The sequence below is a fragment of the Streptomyces zaehneri genome, assembly GCF_032248645.1.
Lineage (GTDB): Bacteria > Actinomycetota > Actinomycetes > Streptomycetales > Streptomycetaceae > Streptomyces > Streptomyces coriariae.
Window position 1 is genome coordinate 1 of record NZ_JASTTJ010000021.1, and the last position, 26,116, is coordinate 26,116.

At 71.4% G+C, this 26,116-nt stretch carries 16 protein-coding genes and 1 pseudogene; 8 read left to right on the forward strand and 9 right to left on the reverse strand.

Annotated elements, in window-relative coordinates; all coding sequences use genetic code 11:
- Positions 1-79: 79 nt before the first annotated feature.
- Positions 80-688, forward strand: coding sequence for a flavin reductase family protein (locus QQM72_RS29375; RefSeq protein ID WP_314223861.1), 609 nt, complete (start codon positions 80-82; stop codon positions 686-688).
- 24 nt (positions 689-712) lie between these two features.
- Positions 713-1,126, forward strand: coding sequence for a hypothetical protein (locus QQM72_RS29380; RefSeq protein ID WP_314223862.1), 414 nt, complete (start codon positions 713-715; stop codon positions 1,124-1,126).
- A gap of 34 nt (positions 1,127-1,160) precedes the next feature.
- Here the strand turns inward: QQM72_RS29380 and QQM72_RS29385 are convergent, their stop codons facing one another.
- The 5 genes from QQM72_RS29385 to QQM72_RS29405 form a co-directional block, all read right to left on the reverse strand.
- A complete protein-coding gene (locus QQM72_RS29385) occupies positions 1,161-2,135 on the reverse strand; it encodes an AraC-like ligand-binding domain-containing protein (RefSeq protein WP_314223863.1) in 975 nt (324 codons plus the stop codon).
- A 307-nt stretch (positions 2,136-2,442) separates the two neighbouring features.
- On the reverse strand, positions 2,443-2,802 hold the full coding sequence (locus QQM72_RS29390; protein WP_314223864.1) for a tetratricopeptide repeat protein: 360 nt from the start codon (positions 2,800-2,802) through the stop codon (positions 2,443-2,445).
- Between the two features lie 184 nt (positions 2,803-2,986).
- Positions 2,987-3,652, reverse strand: coding sequence for a hypothetical protein (locus QQM72_RS29395; protein ID WP_314223995.1), 666 nt, complete (start codon positions 3,650-3,652; stop codon positions 2,987-2,989).
- Positions 3,547-3,909 carry a recombinase family protein gene (locus tag QQM72_RS29400; protein ID WP_314223865.1) on the reverse strand — a complete coding sequence of 121 codons (363 nt, stop codon included), beginning with the start codon at positions 3,907-3,909 and terminating at the stop codon, positions 3,547-3,549. Before QQM72_RS29400 ends, QQM72_RS29395 begins: the two co-directional genes overlap by 106 nt.
- A 449-nt stretch (positions 3,910-4,358) precedes the next feature.
- The gene (locus QQM72_RS29405) at positions 4,359-5,645 is read right to left on the reverse strand and encodes an acyltransferase family protein (RefSeq protein WP_399079056.1); all 1,287 of its coding nucleotides are present in this window, start codon (positions 5,643-5,645) and stop codon (positions 4,359-4,361) included.
- Positions 5,646-6,044: 399 nt separating this feature from the next.
- Between QQM72_RS29405 and QQM72_RS29410 the strand changes: the two genes are divergently transcribed.
- Positions 6,045-6,638 carry an RICIN domain-containing protein gene (locus QQM72_RS29410; protein WP_314223866.1) on the forward strand — a complete coding sequence of 198 codons (594 nt, stop codon included), beginning with the start codon at positions 6,045-6,047 and terminating at the stop codon, positions 6,636-6,638.
- A 714-nt stretch (positions 6,639-7,352) separates the two neighbouring features.
- Here the strand turns inward: QQM72_RS29410 and QQM72_RS29415 are convergent.
- The gene (locus QQM72_RS29415; RefSeq protein WP_314223867.1) at positions 7,353-9,572 is read right to left on the reverse strand and encodes a DUF4158 domain-containing protein; all 2,220 of its coding nucleotides are present in this window, start codon (positions 9,570-9,572) and stop codon (positions 7,353-7,355) included.
- 209 nt (positions 9,573-9,781) lie between these two features.
- Entirely contained in the window at positions 9,782-11,665 is a 1,884-nt protein-coding gene (locus QQM72_RS29420; protein WP_314223868.1) for an ATP-binding protein, read from the reverse strand.
- 286 nt (positions 11,666-11,951) lie between these two features.
- Between QQM72_RS29420 and QQM72_RS29425 the strand changes: the two are divergent.
- The 5 genes and pseudogenes from QQM72_RS29425 to QQM72_RS29445 all read left to right on the forward strand — a co-directional run.
- Positions 11,952-12,452, forward strand: a pseudogene (locus QQM72_RS29425) (hypothetical protein); the annotation flags it as partial.
- Positions 12,450-13,886 carry a hypothetical protein gene (locus QQM72_RS29430; RefSeq protein ID WP_399079163.1) on the forward strand — a complete coding sequence of 479 codons (1,437 nt, stop codon included), beginning with the start codon at positions 12,450-12,452 and terminating at the stop codon, positions 13,884-13,886. The pseudogene QQM72_RS29425 and the gene QQM72_RS29430, both read left to right, overlap by 3 nt.
- 8 nt (positions 13,887-13,894) lie before the next feature.
- On the forward strand, positions 13,895-15,271 hold the full coding sequence (locus QQM72_RS29435; protein WP_314223869.1) for a VWA domain-containing protein: 1,377 nt from the start codon (positions 13,895-13,897) through the stop codon (positions 15,269-15,271).
- A gap of 43 nt (positions 15,272-15,314) precedes the next feature.
- Entirely contained in the window at positions 15,315-16,439 is a 1,125-nt protein-coding gene (locus QQM72_RS29440) for an ATP-binding protein (protein ID WP_314223870.1), read from the forward strand.
- Positions 16,436-19,243, forward strand: a complete 2,808-nt coding sequence (locus QQM72_RS29445; protein WP_314223871.1) for a DUF5682 family protein — start codon at positions 16,436-16,438, stop codon at positions 19,241-19,243. Before QQM72_RS29440 ends, QQM72_RS29445 begins: the two co-directional genes overlap by 4 nt.
- On the opposite strand, the gene QQM72_RS29450 is transcribed toward QQM72_RS29445, so the two are convergent.
- A complete protein-coding gene (locus QQM72_RS29450) occupies positions 19,236-20,804 on the reverse strand; it encodes a hypothetical protein (protein ID WP_314223872.1) in 1,569 nt (522 codons plus the stop codon). The two genes, QQM72_RS29445 and QQM72_RS29450, sit on opposite strands and share 8 nt — an antisense overlap.
- Positions 20,805-20,900: 96 nt before the next feature.
- Positions 20,901-26,087, reverse strand: coding sequence for a family 43 glycosylhydrolase (locus QQM72_RS29455; protein WP_314223873.1), 5,187 nt, complete (start codon positions 26,085-26,087; stop codon positions 20,901-20,903).
- Positions 26,088-26,116 lie beyond the last annotated feature (29 nt).

Here is a 26,116-nt window from a genome sequence, read left to right on the forward strand (position 1 = left end):
CGCCGGTCCCCGAGGGGACCGGCGCGCCCGACGGCCCGATTTCCGCCTGTGGGGGGCGGGTCGGGTAGAACTGGCCGACATGCGCGTTGACTACGATCCCGGATCCCTGGGCGGGGGAGCCTTCTACCGGCTGCTCACCGCCGTCGTCGTACCCCGGCCGATCGCCTGGGTGTCGACCCTGGCGGCGGACGGCACGACCGCCAACCTCGCCCCGCACTCCTTCTTCACGGTCGCCTGTACCGACCCGCCGATCGTCCAGTTCACCTCCGTCGGACGCAAGGACTCGCTGCGCAACGTCGAGGCCGGCGGCGAGTTCGTGGTCAACTTCGCGTCCGAGCCGCTCTTCGATCAGATCAACGCCACCGGCACCGACTTTCCCGCGCACGAGAGCGAGTTCGACGCGGTCGGCATCGAGCGGGAACCCTCGCTGCGGGTGAAGCCGCCCCGCGTGGCCGCCTCCCCGGTGGCTCTGGAGTGCCGGCTGCACTCCACGCTCCGCATCGGCGACTCCACCCTGGTCCTCGGCGAGGTCGTGCACGCCGCCGTGCACGAGGACGTCGTCGTCGACGGACTCCCCGACATCCGGCTCCTGCGGCCCCTGGCCCGGCTGGGCCGCAACGAGTGGGGCACCGTCGGCGAGATCCACGACCGGGCCCGTATCGCCTACCGCGACTGGCCGCCCTCCTGACCCGTCCGCTCCTATGATCGAAGCATGACCAGATCCAGCACCAGATCCGGCACGAGATCCGGGACGTGGGCCGCGACACGGGCCGTGACCGAAGGGGCCGGCGCCGAAGGGTCCTGGCGTTCGCTGTGGTCGAAGAACTCGGCGCTGTCGATCGGCTCCGTCGACTCGTTCCTCTCCATCGGCTCCGTGGGCAGCTCGCTGTCCATCGCCTCGGTCGGCAGTTTCCTGTCCGTGGGGTCGGTGGGCTCCGCCGTGTCCTTCGTCTCCGCGGGCTCCTGGCTGAGCGCGGGTTCGGTGCTGTCCGCCCACTCGACCGGCTCGGTGCTGTCCTGGCGCTCACGCGGCGGCCTGTGCGCCCTCGGCACAGCGGCGGCCACGGTCGCCGGGACGGCGCTGCTGTACACGTGGACGACCGGCCGAAGCCGCGCACCGAGGTGAGGCGAGCCGTTCCTGATCGCGTGAGGACGGCGCCTCAGCCGGTCGGGAGCAGCCCGTCCCGCGCCCCGCGCCACTCACGGGGGGAACGCCCGTAGGCCGCGCGGAACACCCGGCTGAAGTGGGCCGGGTTGGCGAAACCCCAGCGCTGGGCGACCGCCGACACCGTGGGAGCCGTCGCGTCGGGCCGGTGCAGTTCCCGGGCGCAGCGCTCCAGCCGGCGCCGCTGGATCAGCCGGGCCACCGTGATGCCCTCGCCCTCGAACAGCCGGTGCAGATAGCGCACGGAGATGTGATGCGCCGCCGCGACGGTCCGGGGGCAGAGGTCCGGATCGCCGAGGTGGCGGTCGATGTGGTCGCGGACCCGCAGGACCAGGTGATCCCCCTGGTTCTCGTCCGGTGCCGCGTCGTCCTGGGTCCGCTCCTCGACCAGGGTGGCGAAGAGGTCCACGACACCCGTGGCCAGCCTGGTGGCGACGGCCGGGGCGCAGGGCGGTACCGAGGCGGTCAGCGAGGTCAGGAAGTTCACCAGCAGGGCGCCGAAGCCCGTCGTCCCGGCGATCGCGGTCCCGGTGACCCGGCGCAGGTCCTCCTCCGGCAGACCGAGCGCCCGCCGCGGCAGGTGGACGACGTGGGTGGTGAAGCGCCCCGGGAAGTCCAGGGCGTACGGCCGGCCCGTGTCGTAGACCACGAGGTCGCCCTCGCCCACGAAGGCCCGCCGGCCGTCCTGGACCAGGATCGCCGTACCCGCTGTCTGCACCCCGACCGCCACGCACGCGACGGCCGGGTCCGCGCCGGTGAGGTGCGCCGGAGTGCGGCTCAGGCGCTGCGCGCCGCCCTCGATCGTGGCGATGCGCAGGTATCCCAGCCGCTCGGAGGAGACCCGGCCCTCGAACGGACCGTCGTGCCGCGCGGTGACGGCCGTCGGCACCAGCGCTCTGCCCAGCGCGTCCCGCCAGTACGCGAGCCGCTCCCCGTCGGGAACCGCAGCGGTCGTCAGCACCAGGGCCACCCGGCCCTCCTCTCCACCTGTGCGAAACGGGCGGGGGCGAGGCGGACGACGGCCCGCTCTCCCCGCCTTCATCAGCCAATCAGCGGTTCTCGGCGGGCTCCAGGCAGGAAGCAGGCAGAAACGCGGGCCGCGCCGGCACGGTCGTCCGCCGTGCGCTGAGAGAACAGCGCGGTGCGCTCCGGGACAAGACACGGGGGAGCCCGCGGGAGCAGGATGGGTGGCACGGCGAGGGACCTCGCCCGTCGGCGGCGTGCGCCGCCCCCGCCCCTGTCCCCGTGTCGCGGCGGACCGGGGACGGGACGCGGGGTCAGGGCGCGTCGAGACGGGCGAGGAGGCCGCGGGCCCCGGCGACGGATCGCGGGTCGGCATGGACACCCAGGGAGACACAGCGCGCGAAGGCCGCGCGCGCCTCCGCCGGGCGTCCGGCGGACAGCAGCGCGTTGCCGAGGTTGAGCAGCTGACGGCTTTCCAGGGCGGTGTTGCCGGTGGCCCGGCAGATCGCGACGGCGGTGGTCAGCTGGTCCACCGCCTCCGGCCAGCGCTCCAGCACGCCGAAGCTGCTGCCCAGGCCCGCGTGCAGCCCGATCCGGGTGATGTCGGCGATGTGCGGTTCCGGCCCTGCTCTCGTATAGCTGTCGCCAAGTGGCGTGTAGCGCTGAGTAACCATGGGTTGCGGTCGCGTTGCTGTGCCGAGGAGGAACGGACCAGGAAACCGGTGTTGCTGTGAGAAGTTTTGACAGGCTGTGATCGGCCGATGCCCTTCGATCCGAAGGTGCCGGTGACCAGCGGAACAGCGGGCGCCTCCGACATCTCCCAGGTCGGAAGCCTCTTGGTTTCGAAGCGCTGACGGCTTACTGCGAGGTTTCGGTTCCGAGGGCATTGACGCGATTCGCGTACTCGCGGCGGGCCTTGCGCTGGGCCGGGATTGCGGAGAGGGCGTCAAGCGGCTGGCAGCGGCCGAGGAGTTGGCGGTGGACCGAGGGCATGGCGCTCACGCGGAGTGTGTAGCCCAGGCCGCGTCGTACGGTCACGCCCTGGTCGAGCGCGCCGCGCTCGGCGGGCTCCAGGTCGGCCGTGGGGAGGAAGTCAGCGACCTTGCCCGGCATGTCGAGGACGATCGGCAGCTCCTGGGCTGGGATGTCCTGGTCGACGGCGGCGTGCTCGGGCATGAGGTCGGCGACGGCGGTTCGGATGGCGCCGCGGCTGACGTGGTGGTCGCGGGCGAGGGCGGCGATGGACTGGCCGCCCAGGTACCCGGCGCGTACGGCGGCGGCCTTCGCTGCCGTGACGGCCGGGCGGCGGCCGCCCTTGTTGCCCTTGGCCTCGGCGGCCCGCAGTCCGTCGTAGGTCAGCTCGCGCTGGAGGTCGCGTTGGAGTTCGCCGGCGGCGGCGAGGGTCTGCACCATGAACTTCACGGTGGCCAGCAGTTCTCCGGTGCGCGGGTGGCGGGCGGTGAGGTCCATGGCGGAGAACGCTCCGTCGTGGATGCGCAGGGCGAGGCGGTCGCGGTGGAAGATGCCGAGTACGTCGAGGATGTGGCCGGTGCCGCGTACGAGGCGGAACATCTCGGAGAGATGTGCACGGTGTCGCCCGGCCGCGCGTAGGTGAGCAGCTCACCGAACTTCGGCCGCTGGAGCGGGTGGAGGCGGCTGGAGGTGCCGGGGTCTTCCTCGAAGACGACCGGGTCTTCGATCCCGGCCTCGTCCAGGACGAGGTTCTGACGGTCGGTCGACTGCTGGTCGGTCGAAACCCGCTTGTAGACCAGGTTGGCCATGCTGCCCCCGTTTCTGTCGGCGGATCAGACCTTAGCTGTCAGCAAACCCTGTCATCAGTCGTCATCGGATCTCATTGGACCGGAGCCCCGAAAAGTCCGGGTTCATTGGACACCCGCCGAGCCTGTCGTCATTCGATCGTTTGCGAACACCATTCAACCGGGCGAGGAGGCCGGAGACCGGCGGAACACAGCGGGGGCGCGAAAGTTCGTGGGCGCCGGTCAAGTCCCCAGTGCGGCAGACCCGGCGGGCGGCGCGCTGGCTGACAAGCCAACGCCGGCCGACGGCCTCGCGGCGCCAGGGGACCTGATCGGCAGTCAGAGACGAAGGCCGACCACCCCACCGCGATAACCGGCAGCGATCGGCCGGAGCGAGTCCTGCTATCCGTTTCGGCCAGTTACCCTCATCCAGACCGTCCAGCGCTAGGAGCCAACCTGCAACGCTCCGACCCTCATTGGTCCGGGGCGTCACGGGCTCCGGATATCAACGCAGCGCCCTCGGGAGCAGATTCCCGTCGCGCGGCGTGAATACGACCTATCAACCTTCGACCCCACGCCTGGCATGGTGCTTCGACACACCGGTAGGTCAACGCACTCACAGGCAGCAGCACGGCATAGAACGCGATTTCCAGCACGAGATTGTTCCGCTCCCAGCGCCCGATCGTGCCATCGGACACCGCCAGCAACACCGGGTGCACCAAGTACACCGAGTAGCTGATCGTTCCCAGCCCAATCAGCCACCGCGGTATCCGCCGGCGCCGAAACGCCAGCCCAATACCGAAAGTGGCCACCGCCAGCAGGAACGCCACAATCCAGCCCCGCCCGGTGAAGTTGGCCCCTCCGCCGTACCGATACGCACTTCCCACAGCACACACCACCACCACAGCGGCGGCGCTTGCCGCATACCGCCAACTACTCTGACCGCTTTCGGCCCGGTAGACGGCTGTGCCGAGGAACATCACGGCAAGGATCACCAGCCCTTCCCACATGGGGACCGTGCCGTTGCACGTGACCAGTACGAGGGCCAGCAGGCCTCCCAGCACCGCACCGGACACCCGGAGTATGGGAGATTGTGCGCTCGCGCAGCCGATAGCGACCGCCATGGTGATCGCAACAGCGACTACCAGTGGGGCAACGCCCACCGCCCCGGACAGAGCAGAAACGGGTAGCGCAGCCCCTGCCGTCACGCTGACGGCGGCGAGCGCCGCCAAGGCGACGGCGTACGTGGCTGACCGCTGGTGAAGGCGGACCGAGAAAAGGGCGACGACCAGCAAGTAGAAGGCCATCTCATACGAGAGCGTCCACAGGACAAGGAGAAGGTTGGGAGTGCCCAGCAACTCCTGGAACAACGTGACATGGGCGATGACGACCGCAGCGACGCTCTCCCCGCCGAAGTCGCGGATCTCCGCGATGCCTAGTAGATGGGCCCCGAGGACAGCCGCGGCAACGGCTGCCCACAGCGGGTAGATGCGGAAGATCCGCCCGATCCAGAAGGTCCGGATGCTGCCTCGCCGTTCGAGCGAGGCGGGGATGATGTAGCCGCTCACCAGGAAGAACACCATGATGCCGTACCGGCTGGTGTTGAACTCCGGCATCAGTTGCCGCCGGAATTCGGCCATGAAGGAGTACGAGGAGTGGTCGAAGACCACGACGAGCGCCGCGATGCCGCGCAGTGCATCGAGCCAGCCCAAGCGTGATGTACGAACCGGCCGGACCGTCAGGGGTAACTGCGGGGGCACGGAGGGTGATCGTACCTCCGTCGGGGAAGTCGGGGTGGGGGGTTCCATACCCATGTTCACGTCCGGCGCCTCTCGAGTGTTCACCTGGGGTGTCACAGGAATGATCAAGCGTGCGCGAGCTGGTGCCGTTAGCCCCAAAACGAGACCGTGGCGATTACGCCCAGCGTCAGCAGATCCAGGAAACCGCAGGCCGAAGCCTGCACCGAGGCTGAATCGTATCCACTCCGAACAGCCGCCCGGCCGGGACTTGCGCAGGATCTCGCCCTACCGCACGTGCACCTGACCCTTGTCAAGCAAGCGCTTTCAGTCGAGATGTTCGAACGTACTAGCGAGATCATCGTTAAGCCTGATTGAGTGCTCTCGGTAACACACAGAGCACCTACAGCAAGGAGACGTAGCATGCGCACCAGACGCCCCAAGCAGGTTCTCGTGGCCGCTCTGGCCGGAACCCTGATGGCGCTGGCCAGCCCTGCCATCGCGGACGCCCAGTCGTCGCACAGTAGTGACAGTGACCTGAAGCCCGTGGCACTTCAGGACGTCAAGTCCGCCTCCGCCGATGGCAAGTCCGTGGCCGCGGCCGCGTACTACGGCATCCGGAACGTGAAGTCCCAGAAGTACATCCAGCCCTTGGGCGGCAGCTCCGCCAACGGGACCAAGGTCGTTCAGCAGCCCTTCAACGCCGACTCCCTGACGCAGCTGTGGACGCGGATCACCGACGGCGGCTACTACAGCTTCGAGAACTACTCCGGCCGCAACCTCGGCATCGACGGCGCCAGCACCGCCAACGGCGCGGCCGCCATCATCGCGAACGGGTCCGGCGACGCCAACCAGGACTGGGTGCAGGTCGACCGCGACGCGTACACCTTCGAGCTGCACAACCGCAAGAGCGGCAAGTGCCTGGGCATCGATGGCGCCAGCACCGCCAACGGTGCGACGGCCGCCCAGTTCACGTGCGACGGCAGCGCCAACCAGGGCTGGGGCTACTTCCAGTAGCCGGAGCAAGGAGGGGCTCTCCTCCCCATGCTGACCTGCACCGACTCCACAGCTCATCAGCAGCGTGGATTCAGTGACCTGCAGTAGGGCGCCGGCAGGTCAGCGACAACCTGGTAGCGGCCACCCCTGCGGGCCGGGTCCAGCGGTCCGATCGCATCCAGGATCGCACGCCAACTCAGGGCCGCCGCTCCCAGATCCCCGTCACGGTCGACGATCGCGGCGGGACCAGATTCGGCGCGTCGACGGCCCTCGCTCGACGCCCGGTCCTCACAACCTCCACTCCGTGTATCGCGTCCGCGCGGAGGCGATACACGGAGTGGAGGAGCTCGGCCTGCTGCGGCAGTGTGGGCTGGTGTCCGTAGCCCAGGGCGAAGCGGGTTCCGCACACCGGGCAGCGGACCACGTGCGCGTCCTCCTGGCCGAGGATGACCGCGACGCCGATCGTGAACGCCTCGTCGCGGTGACGCAGCGAAGCGCAGGTGCCGGTACGGACCCTCGTTCCTCAGCACGCTCATCCAGGCGCCCTTGGCCTCGGAGGCGAAGCGCGCCTCCGCCTCGGCCTTGTGCTTCTTCAGTTCCTCGTATGGGTCGACCACGTCCACGTCGGCGTTCCCTCCCGCTGCCCCGCCCCCGCCAGTCGGCGGCGGTCCTCCCGATGTACAACGACCTGCCCCGGACGGCGGATGCGGCGCCCAGGCTTCCCCGCCGGAATCCTTAGCCGCGTCTCCAGGCGTGGCAGAGAGCGCAGGCACTGGCCGGAACCCGGGTGTCACGCCGGGGCTGCGGCCTCCTCCCCCTCCTGCGGGGCGCGCGGGTCATCAGGTTCGAGGACCAGGCACCGAACTTGCGGCTGTCGGAGGCGCACGCGGTGCCGGTTCCCCACCACATCTCGTCCCGGACGGCGAAGGCGGCGTTCACCAGCTTCCGCAGGGCGGCGCGCATGTTGGCGCGGTTGACGAACAGATGCCGCACCCTGCGCAGCGTCGCCTCGCTCTCGCCGTGCTTGCCGGTCACCGCGACCCGCTTTATCCCCATGTTCGTGCCCAGGCCGAACAGGACCAGCAGCAGGCGGCGCCGCAGCACGTCCTTGGACAGGTTCTCCCTGGTGGCGACCGAGGTGAACTCGGCGATGAAGTCCGTGTCGAACTCGGCGTACTTCAGGATGTCCAGCAGGTCGATGGTGCCCCAGCGCCGCTCGATCTCGCCCTTGACCGCCACCAGGGACTCGGGCTCCTCCTGCTTACCGCGCGGGGAGACCCTGATCCACGGCTCGCTGTGTTTCTTGACGATCGCCACCCCGCCCGTCGTGCCCTCCGCCAGGGCGCGTTCGAAGCGGTCCAGCATGGTGCGGAGCTTGCCTTGCAGAGCGGCGATGAACTCCCCGGCGTCCTGCGGCTGACCCAGCGCGGCGTAGTGCACGTCCCGGTTGTCCTCGAAGTCCGCCGGCAGCTCATCCTCCGGGTCACGCCACCGGTTCGCCCCCACCACCCAGATCTCCCGGCGCCGCACCGCGTCCCGCAGCGCCACCAGCACGCACAGCTCGTACGGGATGCGCTCGACACGCCCCTTCTCGTCCACCACCGCCGCCCGCCACTGCTCGGGCATCACGCCCGTCAGCGGCACACTCTCCGCCGGATCGAAGAACGCGCCCTCCTTCAGCGGCTGCTCCAGGTACCGCTGGAGCAGATCGATCGCGTCCATCACCGGCCGGTAGGCCGTGTTGTTGCACTTCAGCTCCAACGCGCCCAGCAGCGGCGAGAGCATCCGCCGCCAGTGCGCCGAGTACGACGACCGCAGCACCGTACGGACCCTCGCCTTGTAGCGGGCCTCGTTCGCCGCGGCCTCCGCCGCCAGTGCCTTCAGCGTCTTCTCCCCGCCGACCGCTGGATAGATCACACGCCGCACCGTGCCGGACGGCTCCGACAGCGCCGCCTCCGCGACCCGCAGCAGCATCCCCTCCTTGCCCCGGACCTTCTTCAGCTCGGCGTTCAGCTCCTTATCGACCTTCCGCTCCGCCCGGGTGTTGATCTTCAGCACGAGCTGGATGAACAGGTCCACCAGCGAATCGGTGATCTCCGTCTGCCGCACATAACACAGCGCGGCCAGCAGCGTCAGCCGCCGCGGCGGCTTCATCCGCTCCAGGTTCGCCGGGTACTCCTTCGCCGCCCGCGCCCGCCACGCGTCCACCACCTTCTCCGACACGTCCGCGAACAAGTCCGCGGGCAACTCCAACCGCCGCACCCGGTTCAGCTTGTTCACCTCCGCCAGCAGGCTCTCCAGCCCTGGCGCCCCCGGGTCGGCCTTCAACTCGGCGAAGTGCGACCGCCCGCCGCCCGACACCGCACCTTCACCGTCTGCTCCCCCGCCCGTCTCGTCCCCGCTGCCGGCGACCAGATCTTCCAAGCGCGAGCGCGTCGCGTGCGAGATCCGCTCTACCCGGCTGCGGCAGAACCGGGCCTCGAAGTCCGTGACCGCCTTGCCCACCAGCCGCCCGACCCGCCCCGGGGCCGGCGGCTCGATACGGTCGTTACGGCAGCGGGCCACCACCGCCTCCGCCAGCCGCTCCCGTGACAACTCCACCGGACACAGCTCGGCGGCCAGCCATTCGGCCAGCCGCTCCTGGTCCTCCTCGGTGTTCGCTCTGAACCCGTACGCCTCCCGGATCTCCTTGCGGTGCCGCTTGATCCGGTCGCCCTGCCAGTGGTAGTCCGTCCACGCCCCGGCGGGCACCTTCACCTGCTGGGCCACGTACTCCACCGCCGCCGCGGGCATCTCCTTGGCGGACTCCGGGAACCGGGCCTCCACCTCGAAGAACTTGAGCAACAGCGCGAAGCCCAACCGGGTCGCCCCGGACTTGTTCCGCACCTTCTTCATGTCGTCTTCGAGCAGCGTCCAGACCTCGATCAGGTCTTCCGGCTCCCAGTCCTGCCGCACCCGTGCTCCCTCGCCCAACCAGTTGGATCACCACAGGGTGGCGAGGCGGAGCCGGAGAGAAGATCAGAAGAGCACAACTGTGGCCGGAAGGTTACTGAGCGCTACAAGCCACCTTGCGGTAGCTATACGAGAACAGGGCCGTTCCAGCCGGTCGCTGACCTGCTCCAGCAGGGCGAGCGTGTCCAGGTAGAACGCGTGCGCCTCCTCGGTCAGACCCTGTTTCGCCAGGACGATGGCACGCCCGTGCCGGGCCTGGAGACCACCGTGCAGGTCACCGACGGTTTCGAACAACCGGGCGGCGCGCTGCATGTGGTCCGCGGCGGGACCGAGGTCGCTGATCTGCTGCAGCGCCCAGCCCTGGTACATGTGGGCCCAGGCCTGCTGGCCCGCGTCGCCCGCCCGTTCGGCCGCGGCGAGGGCCGCGGCGGAGCGCAGCAGACTGTCCTGGTGGCGGCGCTCGCACACGAGCAGCGCCCAGGCGTGGTAGTTGAGCTGGGTGGCTTCCAACGCCGGATCGCCCAGGGCCGCGCGCAGCGGGCGGCCGTGCCGAAGACCTCGGGCCAGTGTCCCCAGAAGATCCACTGGTCGGAGAACCAGTGCAGGGCCTCTGCCACCTCCACCACGCTCGCGTGCTCACCGGCGGCCTCGGCCGCGCGCAGAGCGGCCAGCCAGTTGTCGCCCTCCGCCTGAAGCCAGGCCCGGGCCCGGCCCGCGGACGACAGGTCGACCGTTCCCCGCCAGGCGGGCGGCGGAGCGCCGTGGCCCGGCTCGAACCAGCGGCCCGCGACGACCGCGGTCTCCAGCAGCCAGCGGAAGAGCTCCGCGCGCGCCCGCTCCACGTCCCGCGCGCTCTCCTCGGCCTCCAGACGGGTCCGGGCGTACAGCCGCAGCAGGTCGTGCAGCCGGTAGCGGTCCCCGTCCGTTCCCAGCAGCCCGGTCTCGACCAGCTCCTCCAGGGTGTCCTCGGCGTCGAACACGGGCTGATCCGTGAGCCGGGCGGCGCCGGGTGCCGCCGTGTCCTGGCCGGGGACCAGGGCGAGGCGCCGGAACAGCCGGGCGGCCGCGGGCGTCAGCTGGCGGTAGGACAGGTCGAAGGCGGCGGCCACCCGTACGTCCCCGGCGGCCAGGGCGTCCAGCCTCCGCTCCTCGACGGCGAGCCGGTCCGCCAGCCGGCGAACGCTCCAACCGGTGCGGGTGGCCAGCCAGTTGCCCGCCACCCGCAGGGCGAGCGGCAGGTGTCCGCAGCGCTCGGCGACCGCACGCACGGCGGCCGGGTCGGTGTCCGCCCGGTCGGCTCCGACGAGGGAGGTCAGAAGTTCGGCGGCCGCACCGGGGTCCAGTTCACCGAGCGGCAGCCGGTGCACACTGTCCAGCCCGGTCAGCATGCGACGGCTCGTCACCACCACCATGCCCGCCCCCGCGGCCGGCAACAGCGGACGCACCTGCCCCTCGTCGCGCGCGTTGTCCAGGACCAGCAGACAGCGCCGCTCCGCCAACAGCTGCCGGTACAGCTCCGGGTGGCCCTGCGGCCCGGCCTGGGAGAGGTCCCGGTCCGACACCTGAAGGGCCTTCAGCACCCGCAGCACCAGTTCGGCGGGACCGGGCGGATCATCGTCCGTGCCGCGCAGGTCCAGGACCAACTGCCCGTGCGGAAAACGGTCGGCGAGACCGCGGGCCGCGTGCAGCGCCAGCGTCGTCTTGCCGGTGCCCGGTGGCCCGGACACCGCCACCACCACCGGCTGGGCGACGGCTTCGCGCTCGGCGAGCGCCGCCAGCCGCGCCAACTCCCCCTCCCGGCCGACGAAGTCGTCGACGCCGCGCGGGAACGCCCTCACCCCGACCGGGCGGTAGCCTCCGTCGCGCCCGGCCCGCGCGGCCGTGAGCAGCCGCTCCCGCGGCGCCTCGGCCAGGCCCAGACCGTCCGCGAGCGCGGCGACCGTCCGCCGCTGCGGAGCCGCCCGCCGCCCGCGCTCCAGGTCCCCGATGCCCCGCACGCTCACGCCCGACGCCTCCGCCAGGCCCTCGATGGTCTGCGACGCGGCCAGCCGAAACTCCCGCAGCAGCGCTCCGAACGCCGCCTGCTCCCCGCTCAACCCCGCCCCTCCGTACCCGTCCGCACCGACATGCCCCCGCCGTCGCCCCCGGGCATGATCACCGGAATTCTAGAAGAGCCGGGACGTCCGGCCCCGCGCCGACCGGCATACGGACGAGGTCCTTCCGTGGGCACGCACGGCGTGCTCCCGTCCTCCCTTCGACGCGGACGGCGTTGTCAGTGGTCGCCGGTAAGTTCGTCGTTGTCGCACCGAATCCGGCGCGACAACCCCCCTGTGCTGCGCCGATTCGGCGTGCGGAGCCCTGTGCCGCAAAGGAGCTGGTGCGTTGTCCGACTGGGAGAATTCGAGTACGGCCCGGGTGGTGCCGCCCGCACGGCCCCGCAAGCTCGCCAAGGTCCCCTTCGTCGAACTGGCCGACGGACGCCTCCAGGGCGTCGTCTCCAGCGGCTCGGACATCGAGCGGGTGTACGTCTCGTCGGTGGCCGCCGGCACCTACGCCTTCGCGTGCAGCACCAACAACAACCGTCCCTGCGGCGGCGCGCGGGGCTCGTTCTGCAACCACATCCGTGCGCTGGTCACCGAGGCCGTGCTCCAGTACGGCGCCGGCCGCGTGGCCCGCTACCTGCGTGTCGAGCCCACGGGCGGTGAGCCCGACGCCGCCGCCCTCACCGCCGCGATGACCGGCACCCGCCCACCCCGGGCGGACGGCAAGTCGGCCGCCGCACCCGTCTTCAGCCGGTTCCTGCGCCACCTGGCCTACCTGGAGCTGCCCGCGGTCACCGCCCCGCTCCCGGAGCTCCAGTGGTTCCCGCCGACCCGGGCGGTGGACGTCCCGCGGGCACCCCGCGGCGGGCGCGGCACGACCCCGGGGGAACACGCCGCCCTGCTGACCGCACCCGTCGAGGGACTCGGCGAGGCACTGGCGGCGGTCGACGCCTTCGACCGGACCCTGGTCACCGGACTGCTGCGCCCGGGGCCCGAACAGGCGGACGGTCTCACCGTGCTCGCCCGCGCCCTCGCCGGCAGCCCGCCTGCCGCCCGGGTCGCCGAGGCTGCCGCGAAGGCCGCGGCCGGAGCCGCGGGCGAGGACCACTTCGTCACCCTCGCCGCCGCCCGCACCGCCCTGCTCGGTGCCGTGCACGACGCCCTCACGGCCGGCGCCGACGAGGTGACCGGCCGCACGCGCGAGGAGCGGACGGCCGAGGCCCCCGCCGCACGGCCGGCGGTGAACCTGCTGGCGGCCGCCCGCACCTGGCTGTCGGACCTGGCGCGTACCGGCTGGCAGGGCATCGACCACGAGCTGGCCGGCGCAGCCGCGCCCATCGTCTCCGCGATGCTGCCCGACCCCGAGCTGCGCCGGCTGGCCACCCTGCTCGACGGATTCGCCGCCGAACTCGCCGCCTCCTGCCCCGGATCGGCCCTGGACAGGATCCCCGCGCGCCGCTGGGGCGACCTGTGGTCCCGTGCCCTGCTGCTGACGATGCCCGGCGCAGCCGACCGGAGCGCCGTCACGGCCGCCACCGGCCGGCTGCTGCCGCTCGGCCTCGACCTGCACGAACACGCCACGGCCGCGCAGGCCCAGGTCCACGCGGTGTTCGAACCCGCCGACGGCACCGCGCCCCGGCTGGTCCGTGCGAGCGTCTCGGTGCCCAAGCCGGACACCGTCGTCGCGGCGGGCGTCTGGCAGCTGCTGCGGCCACACCTGTCGCTGCTCACCGCCCTCGGCGAAGGCCGGGCGATGGACCTCGACGCCATGCCCCTCACCGACGAGGGCGACCTCATCTGGGACGACGCCCGAGCCCGTGCGGGAGAGCCCGCCGATGCCCTCGCCACCGCACGGGTCGTCCTCCCGACCGCCACCGCCCTGCCCACCACACCCCTGGACCGCCACCCGGCACGCATCGCCGAGCCGGTGTTCCTGGAGGGCTACGGCAGCGGGCAGGACGGCGACACGCTCACCTTCACCTTCGCCGGACACGCGCTCCCCGTCGACACCGACCGCATCCCCACCGCGAGCCCGCTCACGCCCGAGGCCGTCGCGGCCTCCCGTGCCTGCGTGGGCCTGCTGCGCTGGGACGGCGGCGGCTTCCGTCTCCAGCCGCTCGCGGTGGAGACCACGGTGCGCAGGAAGGCCGTCGCCCTGCACGCGGGAGCGTGGGCCGGCGGTACCACCGACAAGACCGGCGTCCGGGCCGAGAAGGCCGCCACCGACGCCGTGACCGTCCTGCGCGAGCGAGCGGGAAGGCTGCTGAGGAAATGAGCGACCCCATGCCGGAAGCCGTTCCCGACGACAACCGCCGCCAGGTCCTCTACTGGCGGCTGCTGGCCCGCCTCTTCGACCCCGAGGAGCAGGCCGGCCTGGAATCGGCGAGCCTCGCCGTCGTCGAGGACATCGGCCTGCCGCCCGCGCTCCTCGACCCACAGACCTCCGTCGACTCCATCGTCCAGCGCCACCCCGAACTGGCCGCGGAATTCGACGGGTTGATGGTTCCCGACACCGAGACCGACACGGACACGGACACGGAGGCCACGGCCGACGAGGACGCGCGTGACCGTGCGGTGGAGGTGCGGCGCGCGGCGCTCGTGTCCAAGGTGCTGCTGAACGTCTTCTCCACCGGCTCGGGGGCCGTCAGCGCCGGACAGCTGTCCCGCTGGCAGAGCGACGCCGGCCGGCTGGAGCGCGCCCTCGGCAGCAGGCCGGGGGAGTTGCGCGGCGGGCGCGGCACGACACCCGACCCCGGCGGACTCGTCCCCGGTCTCGGCCCGGAACTCGGCGCCATCGAAGCGGACCTCGTCCGGCGCATGCATCTGCGCGAAGTGCTCGCCGACCCCGAGCTCGCCGCACGGCTCACCCCGAGCATGTCGCTGATCGAGCAGTTGCTGCGCGACAAGAGCAACCTCTCCGGCGTCGCCCTCGCCAACGCCAAGTCGCTGATCCGCCGCTTCGTCGACGAGGTCGCCGACGTGCTGCGCACCCAGGTGGAGAAGACCACGGTCGGCGCGCTCGACCGCTCGGTCCCGCCCAAGCGGGTGTACCGCAACCTCGACCTCGACCGCACGATCTGGAAGAACCTCACCAACTACAGCCCCGAAGAGGAACGCCTCTACGTCGACCGCCTCTACTACCGCCACACCGCGCGCAGGACGACCCCGCAGCGGCTCGTCGTGGTCGTGGACCAGTCGGGCTCGATGGTCGACTCCATGGTCAACTGCACCATCCTGGCGTCGATCTTCGCCGGACTGCCCAAGGTCGACGTGCACCTCATCGCTTACGACACCCGCGCCATCGACCTCACCCCCTGGGTGCACGAGCCGTTCGAGGTGCTGCTGCGGACCAAGCTGGGCGGCGGCAACGACGGTCCCGTGGCCATGGCCATGGCCCGCCCGAAGATCGCCGAGCCCAAGAACACCGTGCTGGTGTGGATCTCCGACTTCTACGAGTTCGACCGCTCCCAGCCGCTGTTCGAGGGCATCGAGGAAGTCCACCGCTCCGGCGTGAAGTTCATCCCCGTCGGCTCGGTGACCAGCTCCGGCCGGCAGGAGGTCAACCCATGGTTCCGGGAGCGGTTCAAGACCCTCGGCACACCGGTGATCTCCGGTCACATCGACAAGCTCGTCCACGAACTCAAGACGTTCCTCACCTGACCCACCCGTCCCTCGACACACGTACCTCCTGGAAAGGCCCTCGATGACCGACCTGCTGCGCGCCCCCGCCGAGCTCAAGTACGCCGAGGAACTCGACTGGCTGGAGTCGATCGACGACAACCCCAAACCGTTCTCCTGGCGGCTGTCCCCGAAGATGGTCCGCCTGTTCGTCCTCGGCTCCGAGCGCGCCGACGGCCTCGACCGGGAGATCGCCCCGAAGTGGTTCGGCGACCGCAGCTTCGTCGAGCGCTCCATCGTCACCCTCGCCTCCGACCGGGGCCTGCTCCTCATCGGCGACCCCGGCACCGGAAAGAGCTGGCTGGCCGAGCTGCTGTCCGCCGCGATCTCCCGCAACTCCACGCTGGTCGTGCAGGGCACGGCGGGCACCACCGAGGACCACATCAAGTACTCGTGGAACGTCTCGATGGTCATCGCCAAGGGCCAGTCACGCGAGTCGATGATCCCCTCGCCGATCATGACCGCGATGGAGACCGGAGCGATCGGCCGCTTCGAGGAGCTCACCCGCTCCACCAGCGACGTCCAGGACGCGCTGATCTCGATCCTCTCCGAGAAGTACATCTCGGTCCCGGAACTGGGCAGCGACCAGGACAGCGACAACATCGTGTTCGCCAAGCCCGGCTTCTCGGTCATCGCCACCGCCAACAGCCGGGACCGGGGCGTCAACGACCTCTCCTCGGCACTCAAGCGCCGCTTCAACTTCGTGCGGATCCCGGTGGTGACGAACAAGAAGAGCGAGGCGGAGATCGTCCGCTTCCGCACCGAGGAACTGCTGCGCCGCCACCGGATCGAACTCGACGTCCCGCCGACCCTGCTGGACGTGCTGCTGCGCAGCTTCGCCGACCTGCGGGCCTCGTCGGCCGCCGCCGGCAGCGACGACGAGAAGCTGGAGTCCGCCCTGTCCACCGCCGAGCAGATCGGTGTCCTCGAGGACGCCGTCCTGCACAGCAACTTCTTCGGCGAACGCGCCCTCACCGCCCGCACCCTCGCCTCCTCCCTCGTCGGTTCCCTGGCCCGGCGCGCACCGGAGGACCTCGCGATCCTCAACAAGTACCTGCACGGCGTCGTCGAACCGCGCAGCAAGGAGGAAGGGGGCTCCTGGCCGGAGTTCCTCGAGGGCGGCCGCGACGCGATCGCGACCCTGTCGTGAGCGCGACCCCCGAGGGCACGTTCACCGCCCTGCGCACCCAGCTCCAGGACGCCGCCTCGACGTTCGCCGACGGTCCGGCGGCGCTGGAGGGGATCCTGCGGGGCATCGTCGACGACGTCGAACGCGCGGTGAGCGAACCCCTGGAGATCTTCCCCGTCTGCCACCACTCACCGGCCTCGGCCATCGCCATGGCCCGCCGGCTGCGCGAGAAGCAGCCGAGGACGATCTACCTCGAGCTGTGCGAGGACATGGCCCCCCTCCTCACCGAGCTGCGCAACTGCCGTCTGCCGGTGGCGGTCCAGTCCTTCGCGAGCGAGATCGAGGGCTTCCCCGCCGACTGGGCGCCGCTCTCGGTGGTCGCCCCCGTCACCGAGGCCTCCGCCGAGTACCAGGCCATCGCATACGCGCTCGACACCCCGGGCGTCGAACTCGTCCTCGTCGACCGCTCCTCGGACCATGTCTTCCAGTGGGAGACCGGACCCGACGGCGAAGGCGACAGCGCCGGGGATCCCGACGCGCCGGAGGCGGCGGAGCAGACCGCCCTGCACGGCGACGCCGTCGGTGTGGAGATCGGCGACCTGCGCCCGCGCTTCGCCGAGCTGGAGGAGCACCTGCTCCGCCACGGCCGGGTACGGCACTGGTCGGAGTGGTGGCACCAGTACGTCGAACTGCCCCTCGGCGACAGCGACCACGACACCTACCGCCAGGTGATGCTGCTCATCGGCAGCCTCTTCCGGCGCCTCGCCCCCGGCGACCCGCGCAAGGTACGGGTGGACGAGGACCGCGAGCGGTACATGTGGACGCGGATGCGCGAGCATCTCGCCGCCACCGGCGCCGACCCCGCCGACTGCCTCTACGTCTGCGGCGCCTTCCACGCGGCCAGCCGGGTAGCGGAGTTCGGTGTGCACGGCAGCGACACCTTCACCATCAGCCCGCCGAGCGGCACCGAGTGGCGGCACGGCCTGATCCCGTCCAGCCACGGCGCGATCGAAGCGCAGTTCGCACTGGCCGCGGGCTCGGTGTCCATCGCCGCGACGGAATGGGCGAAGAACGTCAGGCGCACCGGCGTCCGCCCGTTCCGCCTGGAGGGCCAGGCGGGCACGAGGAAGAGTGCGAAGCCGGGAAAGGCCCTCGCCCCGACGCCCCCCGCGCAGGCGGGCCCGGCCGCCGACCGGCTCACGGGTTTCCTCCGTCGGCCTCCCGCCCTCGACGCCCTCGACGAGGCCGAACTGCTCGGCTGGTCCGTGGAGATCGTGCGCGCCGCGCGTCGCAACGGGTACCTCGCCTCCACCGCCGACGCCATCGCCGTCTTCGAGACGTCGATCCTGCTGGCCGGGATGCGCGACCGCGCCAAGCCGACGCCGTACGACTTCCAGGACGCGGCCGTCACCTGTATCGAGAAGGACGCCGTGCCGGGCCGGCGCGACGTGGGCCGGCTGGTCGAGATCATGATGGGTGGCGACCGCGTCGGCCAGGTCGGCTACGACGCGTTGCCGCCGCTGGCCCGTGACGTGCACGACCGGCTCGCTCCGCTGGAGCTGAAGCTCCAGCAGCGCGGAGTGCAGCGCGCGCTGCTGGACATCGCCGCGCGGCCGGAACTGGCACGCTGCTCCGACCTGCTGTGGATGCTGCGCCGGCTGCTGCCGCAGGGCGCGGCCCGGCCCGTCATGGGCGAACGCCGCCTCGGCGAACACCCCATCCAGGAGTCCTGGGACCTGGCCCTGGGCACCCACCAGCGCGCCCTCATCGAGCTGGGCTACGAGGGCGTCAGCATCGAGCAGGTTCTCGAACAGCGCCTGCGGCGCGCCGCGTACGCCCCGCAGGCCACGGCGGCCCAGGTGCTGGAGGCCGTCGAGGACGCCATCCTCCACCTGCGCAGCCGCCGTCTCGCCGACGAGCTCGGCACCCGGGCCCTGGAGGTCCTGGCGAGCGAGCGCGGCGTCGACGGCGCGCCGGAGGTGCTGCGCCGGGTACGCCGGCTGCTGGCCCACTACCGGACCGCCGAACCGGTGCTCCCGCCCTGGATCGAGTCCTTCGTCAAGACCGGTTACGCGCACTACTGCACCCTGCTGCCGACGGCGTTCACCGACGACGACGCGACCGTCCGCCAGGTCGCCGCGATGCTGGGCTTCCTGTTCGGCATGGAGGGCCTGGCGCTGTCCCTGGGCTGCGACCGCACCCAGCTCGAACTGGCCCTCGCCCAGTGCCACCCGGCCGAGCCGTCCCGCACCGCCCTGCTGTGGGCGGCGCAGACCCACCTGGGCACCCTGCCGAGGGCGGCCCTGCGGGAGCGTTGTGCGGAGCTGCTCGGCAACCCGCTGGTGGTGCCAGCCTATCCGCGCTATCTGAGCGGGTTCGTGCACGCCCTGGAACCGGTGCCGGGCCTGGCCGACTTCGTCGTCGAGGCCGTGTCGAACGCGTTCGCCCGGCTCCCGGACTCGGTGCTGCTGCCCTGGCTGCCGACCCTCATCGGCACGCTGCGGGCCGACGGCGCCGAACAGTCCCCGCTGCTGATCCGCGAGGCGGGCCGGGTCTTCCCCGCCCGGCTCGCCGAGCTGGACACCTGGGTGCCGCCGTGGTGCCTCCCGCAGGGACCGCCACGCGTGCCGGGGGAGTCGGCGGCGAGCGGCGCGGGCGGCCTGCCGCTCCTCGCCGCGCACCCGGCGACCTGCGACGCGCTGGCGGCCCTGCTCGGCTGCGACGGGACGTGGGAGAGCCCCGCCGTCGGGTCGTCCGGAGCGGTCCTGCTCGCCCGGTACCCGCAGACCGCGCGGGCGTTGGAGGCGCTGCGGGCTGTCAGCTGACCGGCGGAGCGCCCACCAGGGCGCGGAGGGTGCCCTCGGCCAGGGCCGGGTTGGCGGCGGCGTGGTGGGCCAGCTCCTCGTCGTCGAGGAGCCGCGCCAGCAGGGAGGGCGGCAGGTTCGGGTGGCGCGCGAACGCCGCCCGGACGACGGGGTCGGGGTCCCGGGTGAGCCGCGCCACGGTGGCCGGCGGGGTCCGGGGGTCGCGGGCGGCGAGGGCCCGGACGGCGGGGTCCTCGTCGTCGGCGTGGGCGGCGAGCCCGTCCGTCGGGAAGTGGGGCCGGGTGGCGAGGTGGGCGCGCTCGGGCCCGGTGTACTCGAGGAAGCCGCGCAGCAGGAGGGCCGCGGGGACGTCCGGTTGGTTCTGGGCCAGCAGGACGCGGACGCCGAGGTCGTCGTCGGCGGCCAGCCGGGCCACGAGGTCGGGCGGCAGGTTCCGTTCCCGTGCCGCCTGCCGGCGCAGCATCGGGTGACCGGAGAGCGCGTCCCGGCGGACGTCTTCGGGGTTTCTTGGGTCCAGCCGCTCGGGGTAGTAGCAGAACGGCTCGTCCAGGGGGACCTCGTAGTCGATCGCGGCCCGTTCCTCCTCGGTCCACGCGGGGTGCAGGGACACGGACAGCCGGACCTCCGGATCCGGATCGGCCGCGAGGGCACGGAGCTCGTCGTGGTCGAGGTCGCGGTGGCGGGCCACCATCCGGCGTACGTCGGGTTCGGGATCGCAGACCAGCGCGCGGCGTTCGACGGGAGCGAGGTCCGTGCGGCGCGCGATGTGCCACCTGACCTCCGGGTCGGGATCGGCGGCCAGCAGGACCACGACGTCGGGCGGGAGACCGGGGTTGCCCGCGATCATCCGCCGGTCCTCGGGACCGGCCGGAGCGGTGAGGACGCCGTCCACGACGGCCCTGCTGAGAGCGTCGTGGAGCAGTGCGCCGGTGCGTGCGTGGCAGGACCGGTCGGGCAGCACGCTCTCCACCCACACCGGATCCTCGTGCCGCAGCCGGTCCTGCGCGCGCCTGCGCACCTCGTCGTCGGGGTCCGCCAGCAGCGCGGCCCGCGTCCTCGCGTCCTGCCATCCCCACATGCCGACTCCCCAGGCGCGGACCTTCGCGTCCGGATGCGTGGCCATGGAGCGGCGCAGCGCGAGGGAGAACTGCCGGTAGAAGGTGCCGCCCAGGTGCTCCGGATCGTAGGTGTTCATCATGTGGACGACGGCGTCGTCGGGCAGCGGCCGGGGCTCGGCGGGGGCGGTCACCCGGGGGGCGTCGGCGAGATGAGCACGGACGAACCAGTGCGGATCGTCCACCAGCCGCACCCGCTGGTCCGGGGCGACGTGCGGATTGCGGGCGAAGAAGCTACGGGTGTGGTGGTCGGGATGTCCGACGACGGCGTCGACGACCGCCTCGGGCAGCACCCGGTCCCGGCACAGCACCATCCGTACGGCGAGCGGCGCCTTCGCCAGCAGGCGCAGCAGGAGGTCCTGCGGAGCCGAGGGGTTCAGGGCGACTCCGGCCAGGCGCCGGGTGGCGAGATCGGCGTCCTCCCAGATCTGCTCGGGTGTCGGCATGCGTCGAATCCCCCCAGGTCACGAGCGGGCCCCCGGTCGAGGACAGGGGGCCCATGACCTTAACCGCCCGGCCGGATCGAGGGCCAGGCGTCCGTGCTACCGGCGCCGGTAGCCGACCGTGATGACTCCGTCGACCTTTGCCGGGGTGCCACTGCTGTAGACCACCTCCCCGCCGGACTTCTTCCAGATCTTGATGAGGAACGTGTCCGGGCTGTCCGTCGTCGTGAGGCGGAAGGCGTAGCCGCTCTTGCCGTCGACCGTGCCCGAGCCCTGGAGGACGGCCGTGGAGCCGGAGACGACAAGCCAGTCGAGGCCGGTGGAGCGGAACTTCAGGCGGGCCGGCCTGAAGTCGAAGGTGACCGCGCCGGCCGGGGCGGTGGCTCCCGGGAGGTAGCCGGCGCCGAGCGAGAAGAACGCCCGGCCGGTCAGCTTCGGCCCGACCTCGGAGTCGACGGCGCCCGCGCCCACCACCGGTCCGGCGGCCCGGTCGTACACGATCAGCTCGGGGAGTGTGGTGGCCGCCGAGGCGCCGTCGTCGTCGGTGACTGTGATCACCGGACGGCGGATGCCCGCCGAGGTGTAGGTGTGTTCGGCACGGCAGCCGGACGAGGTGACCGTGCCGGTGGCCGGCCTGCCGCCGTCCTTCCAGTCGACCACGCAGGTGTGGGTGTCACCGGTGCCCGGGTCGCCGAACCGGACGGTGACGGCCGTCTTCCGCCCGGCCGGCACCGGGGACGAAGGACCGGCCGCGGTGCTGATCGAGGGCGCCGCGTTCGTCACGGTGACGACGGCCGTGTCGGTGCTGCGGCCGCCGGTCAGGGTGACGGTGTAGGTGCCGTTGTCGGTGCAGGTGAGCGTGGTGCGGGCGGCGGCGGGGTCCGCGACCTCGCAGGGCGCGCCCTTCTCGACGGTCCACCGCGCACCGCTCGCGCCGGAGACCGTGCCGGTCAGGGCGATCGTGCCGCCTTCGACGCCCCGGGCGTCCGGACCGGCGTGGACGATGGTGACCGGGTCGATGCTGGTGAGGGTGGGCACGACCTTCTCGATCAGGCCCTCGGAGTCGAACTCCATCTTGTCGACGGTGGTTTCGCGGTGGGTGCCGTCTCCGCCGGGGATGGCGAAGCGGTGGTAGGCGATGTACCAGTCGTCCGTTCCCGGCACCTGGACGACCGAGTGGTGGCCGGTGCCCTTGATGCCGAGGGAGAGGTCCTTCTCCAGGATCACGCCGCGCCTGGTCCACGGGCCGGTGGGCGAGGGGCCGGTGGCGTAGGCCACGCGGTAGTTCTCGTCCCGGGTGTCGTTCTCCGACCACATGAAGTAGTAGGTGCCCTTGCGCTTGACGACGAAGCTGCCCTCGTTGTATCCGCTCGGGGTGATGTCGGTGATCTTCGAGGCGTCGAAGGAGACCATGTCGTCGCCGAGCGGCACGACGTAGGCGTGGCCGTTGCCCCAGTAGAGGTACGACCGGCCGTCGTCGTCCGTGAAGACCGCCGGGTCGATCATCTGGCCGCTGTACTGGCCGGCCTTGAGCAGCGGTTTGCCCAGGGCGTCCGTGAACGGGCCGGTGGGCGAGTCGGAGACGGCGACACCGATGTTGGCGTCGGCGCAGAAGTAGAAGTAGTACTTACCGTTCTTCTCGGCGATCGCCGGCGCCCAGGCCCTGCTGTCCGCCCAGTTCACGTCCGGCCCCAGGTCGAGGATGACCCCGTGGTCCGTCCAGTGCACCAGGTCGGTCGACGAGTACGCCTTGAACTGCGTACCGCTCCAGCCCTCGAAGCCGTCGGTCGTCGGGTACATGTAGAAGGTGTCACCGAAGCGCACGATGTTCGGGTCGGCGTTGGGACCCGGCAGCACCGGGCTCTTCATGATCAGCGCCGACACGGTCCAGGTGCGCCTGGCGCCGTCCGAGCCGGTCACCTCGTACGTCACCGGCTTGCTGAAGTCGTGCACGCTGCCCGAGGCGGGGCTGATCGCCGCGCCGTGCGCGAGGGTGAACTCCGGTGCCAGCGCGGTGAGGTCGGTGCCTTCCTCCAGCGGCAGCGTGACCTTGCCGGTCGCGTTGTCGAGGATGGCGTCGACCTTCAGCGCGGGGTGCGTCGCCCTGGCGATGCCCGCGGTGTTGCCGCTGAGCTCCATGACCTCCGCGGCCGACAGGGCCCGGTCGTAGACGCGGAAGTCGTCGACCTCGCCGCCGAAGTACGGGTCGGCCGAGTACAGCGACCTGCCGATGTAGCCGCTGTGGTCCTTGGCGGGGTCGTACAGCTCGGACGGCTTGACGGTGGTCGTCGTGCGGGCCGCCTCGACGCCGTCGACGTAGAGCACCATCGTGCCCGTCGACCCGTCGAGGGTGACCGTGACGTGCCGCCACTCGCCGGGGGTGAGCTGCGAGCCGGCCGTCAGCTTCGACTCCGCCGACCAACTGGCCTTCGTGATGGCCGAGTACAGGCTGGACCCGCCGTTGGAGGGGGTGGCGAAGAGGTACTTGTCGCTGTCGGGACCGAGCCCGAACAGCCACTGGAAGGACGATCCGCCCTGCCACTTGGCGTACGTCGACACGGTGACGCTGTCGGCGCCCTTCAGCACGCCGTTCGGGATCCTGACGTACGGGGAGGTGGCGGAGTCGCCGGACATCTTGAACGAGCCGCCGTCCACGCCGGTCCCGAACCCGGGCGTGCGGACGTAGGTGCCGTGGTTGCCGTGGCCGCTGGAGTCGACGGCGATGTTGCCGGACGTCTCGTCGAAGCCGTAGTGCAGCAGCAGGTCGGCGGGCACGTCGGCGCCCTCCTCGGAGACCGTCACGCGGGCCCGGACGGGAAGCGCGGCGCCGTCGGGCAGGCTTCCGCTCACCGTGAACGTGCCGGCCTGTGCGTACGCCGAGGCCGGCACGTCGTCCCAGGCCACCGCCACCGGGCGGGCGACACCGTCGGCGTAGGCGGCGATCACGGTCGCGGGCAGCACCGGGGCCTGGCCGATCCGTGTCTTCACCGGCACGTCCCCGACGCTCTCGACCAGTTGGTCCGGCTGGTAGGCGCGCAGCAGCCGGTCGTACTCGGCCTGGGTGACCGGCAGGACGGTGCCGTGGCGGGGCTTGGCCGGCAGGTCGTAGCCGGTGGACGGGGTCCAGACGCCGGAGGCGAGGTCCGTGGTCTCGAACGGGAGGTAGCCGCGGCCGCCGAACTCGTCGAGGAAGGCGTACCACTTCTCCTCGGTGTTGGACTTGAAGACCAGCGGTCCCTCGGCCGCGTTCATCGCGCCCTTGCCGATGCCCTCGGCGACCGCGTCCCAGGAGAGGTCCAGCAGCGAGTCGCTCTTCTCCTCGAAGATGAACTTGCTGTTGGGGGTGGAGGAGGAGTTGTTGCGCTCGTCCTTCGACAGCCGGAAGTACGTGCCGTCGTGCTGGATCACCGTGGAGTCGATGACCGAGTAGCCGCGGTCGATCCACACCTTCGGCTCGCTGAACGTGTAGAAGTCGCGGGTCGTGGCGTACATCATCCGGTTGTACGTGTCGCCGGAGTGTGCCGCGTTGTCGTACAGCTTCGACGCCCAGAAGACCACGTACTCGCCGAGGCCGGCGTCGTAGTACGCCTCGGGCGCCCAGGTGTTGCCGGCGCTGTCGGGCGAGACCTTCACCAGGCGCTGGTCCGTCCAGTGGACGAGGTCGGTGGACTCCCAGACCATGACCGACTTGCTGCCGGTGCGCTGGGCGGCGTCCCAGTCGCCGTTGCCGTAGATCCTGAGGTCGGTGGCGATCTGGTAGAACTTGTCGCCCTCGGGGGAGCGGATGATGAACGGGTCGCGCAGGCCCTGCTCACCGAGGGTGGAGGTCAGGACCGGCCGCTCGTCGTTCAGCTCCCGCCACTTCAGCGGGTCGTCGCCCTTGCTGAGCGCGGCGTAGAGCTGCTCGCCGTCGGACGTGCCCTCGCCGGTGAAGTAGCTGAACATGTAGCCCTTGAGGGCTTCCTTCACGGGGAGTTCGGGGACCTTCGCGGTGAACACGCGCGTGGCCTTCGCCTCGCCCTTGGTGACGGTCGCGGTCAGGTCGACGGTGGTGGCGCCGGTGCCGTGCGCGGGCCGGTGGACGACGCCGTCGGCCGAGACGACGTCCGCTCGCGCGGAGGCCCAGGTGACGTCCGTGCCGTAGGAACCGGTCGCCGGGAGGCTGAGGTTGCCGCGGACGTCGTCGAGGTTGTGGACCGCGAGGGCGTCGGCGGCCTGCCGGGCGGCGGTCGCGTTGTCGAACGCGGCGAGGACCGTGACGTCGAACGACCTGGTCGCGGTGACCGTCCCCTTCCTGAGGGTGGCGGTGAGCGTGGCGTGGCCGTCCGGCTCGCCCGCGGTGGGACGGGTCACCTTGCCGGTGTCCGACACCAGGGCGGTGTCGTCGCTGGCCCAGCTGATGGTGGAGCCGCCGGCGGCGCCGGTCTTCGGCAGGTCCAGGTCGGCGACGACGGCACCGGTGTCCCCGAGGCTCAGTGCGGCCTTGTCGTCGGCGACGCCCTGGGTGGCCACGGGGAGGGCGAGCTGCTCCACGTCGGAGGCGGGCAGCGCGTGGTCGTACACCCGGAAGTCGCGGATGTCGCCCTTGAAGAGCTTGTCGCCCGAGTACACCGACTTGCCGAGGTAGTTGGCGGTGGTGACGCCGGAGCCGATGGCGCCGGGGGTGATGGTCACCGACGTGTTGCGGGCGACCTCGACCCCGTCCTCGTACAGCACGCCGGTGGTGCCGGACTGCGTGTAGGTGAGGTGCTTCCACACCGAGCGGGCCAGGTTGTGGGAGTCGGCGGGCTTGGTGGTCTGCTCCGTCGACCAGTTGCCGGTGGCGATCGAGGTGCGCAGGGAGTTGCCCGTGGTGAACAGGTAGCCGTTGCCGTTGCTGCCGCTGGAGTTGCCGAAGCCGTACAGGAAGTACGGCGTGGACTGGGCGGCGTCGATCCGCACGTCCATGGCGACGCTGATCGCGTCCATGCCCTTCAGCACGTCGTTCGGCACCTTGACGTAGGTGTCGGAGCCGTTGAAGGCGAGGCCCTGGCCGGTGGACGACCAGCCGGCGGCGCCCGCCACCGTGCCGTCGCGGCCGTGGCCGGAGGCGTCGGTGACCGTGGTGCCGGACGTGGCGTCGAGCTTGTACCAGAGGGCCAGACCGTCGGTGATGTCGGCGGCCTCGGCGGCCTGGACGGGGGTCGCCGCCCCGACGAGGCCGACGAGCAGGGACACGGCGGTCAGTGCGGCCAACCGGCCCGCCCCCCGTCTCGCACGGTCGCCGGGTCGATGTCTGTGCGTCATGGGGGGACCGCCGTTTCAACCGTGTGACG

Coding starts and splice junctions, on each gene's coding strand:
- QQM72_RS29375 (WP_314223861.1), top strand. CDS start 80: ATGCGCGTTGACTACGATCCCGGATCCCTGGGCGGGGGAGCCTTCTAC.
- QQM72_RS29400 (WP_314223865.1), bottom strand. CDS start 3,909: ATGGCCAACCTGGTCTACAAGCGGGTTTCGACCGACCAGCAGTCGACC.
- QQM72_RS29380 (WP_314223862.1), top strand. CDS start 713: ATGACCAGATCCAGCACCAGATCCGGCACGAGATCCGGGACGTGGGCC.
- QQM72_RS29390 (WP_314223864.1), bottom strand. CDS start 2,802: ATGGTTACTCAGCGCTACACGCCACTTGGCGACAGCTATACGAGAGCA.
- QQM72_RS29455 (WP_314223873.1), bottom strand. CDS start 26,087: ATGACGCACAGACATCGACCCGGCGACCGTGCGAGACGGGGGGCGGGC.
- QQM72_RS29450 (WP_314223872.1), bottom strand. CDS start 20,804: ATGCCGACACCCGAGCAGATCTGGGAGGACGCCGATCTCGCCACCCGG.
- QQM72_RS29440 (WP_314223870.1), top strand. CDS start 15,315: ATGACCGACCTGCTGCGCGCCCCCGCCGAGCTCAAGTACGCCGAGGAA.
- QQM72_RS29435 (WP_314223869.1), top strand. CDS start 13,895: ATGCCGGAAGCCGTTCCCGACGACAACCGCCGCCAGGTCCTCTACTGG.
- QQM72_RS29410 (WP_314223866.1), top strand. CDS start 6,045: ATGCGCACCAGACGCCCCAAGCAGGTTCTCGTGGCCGCTCTGGCCGGA.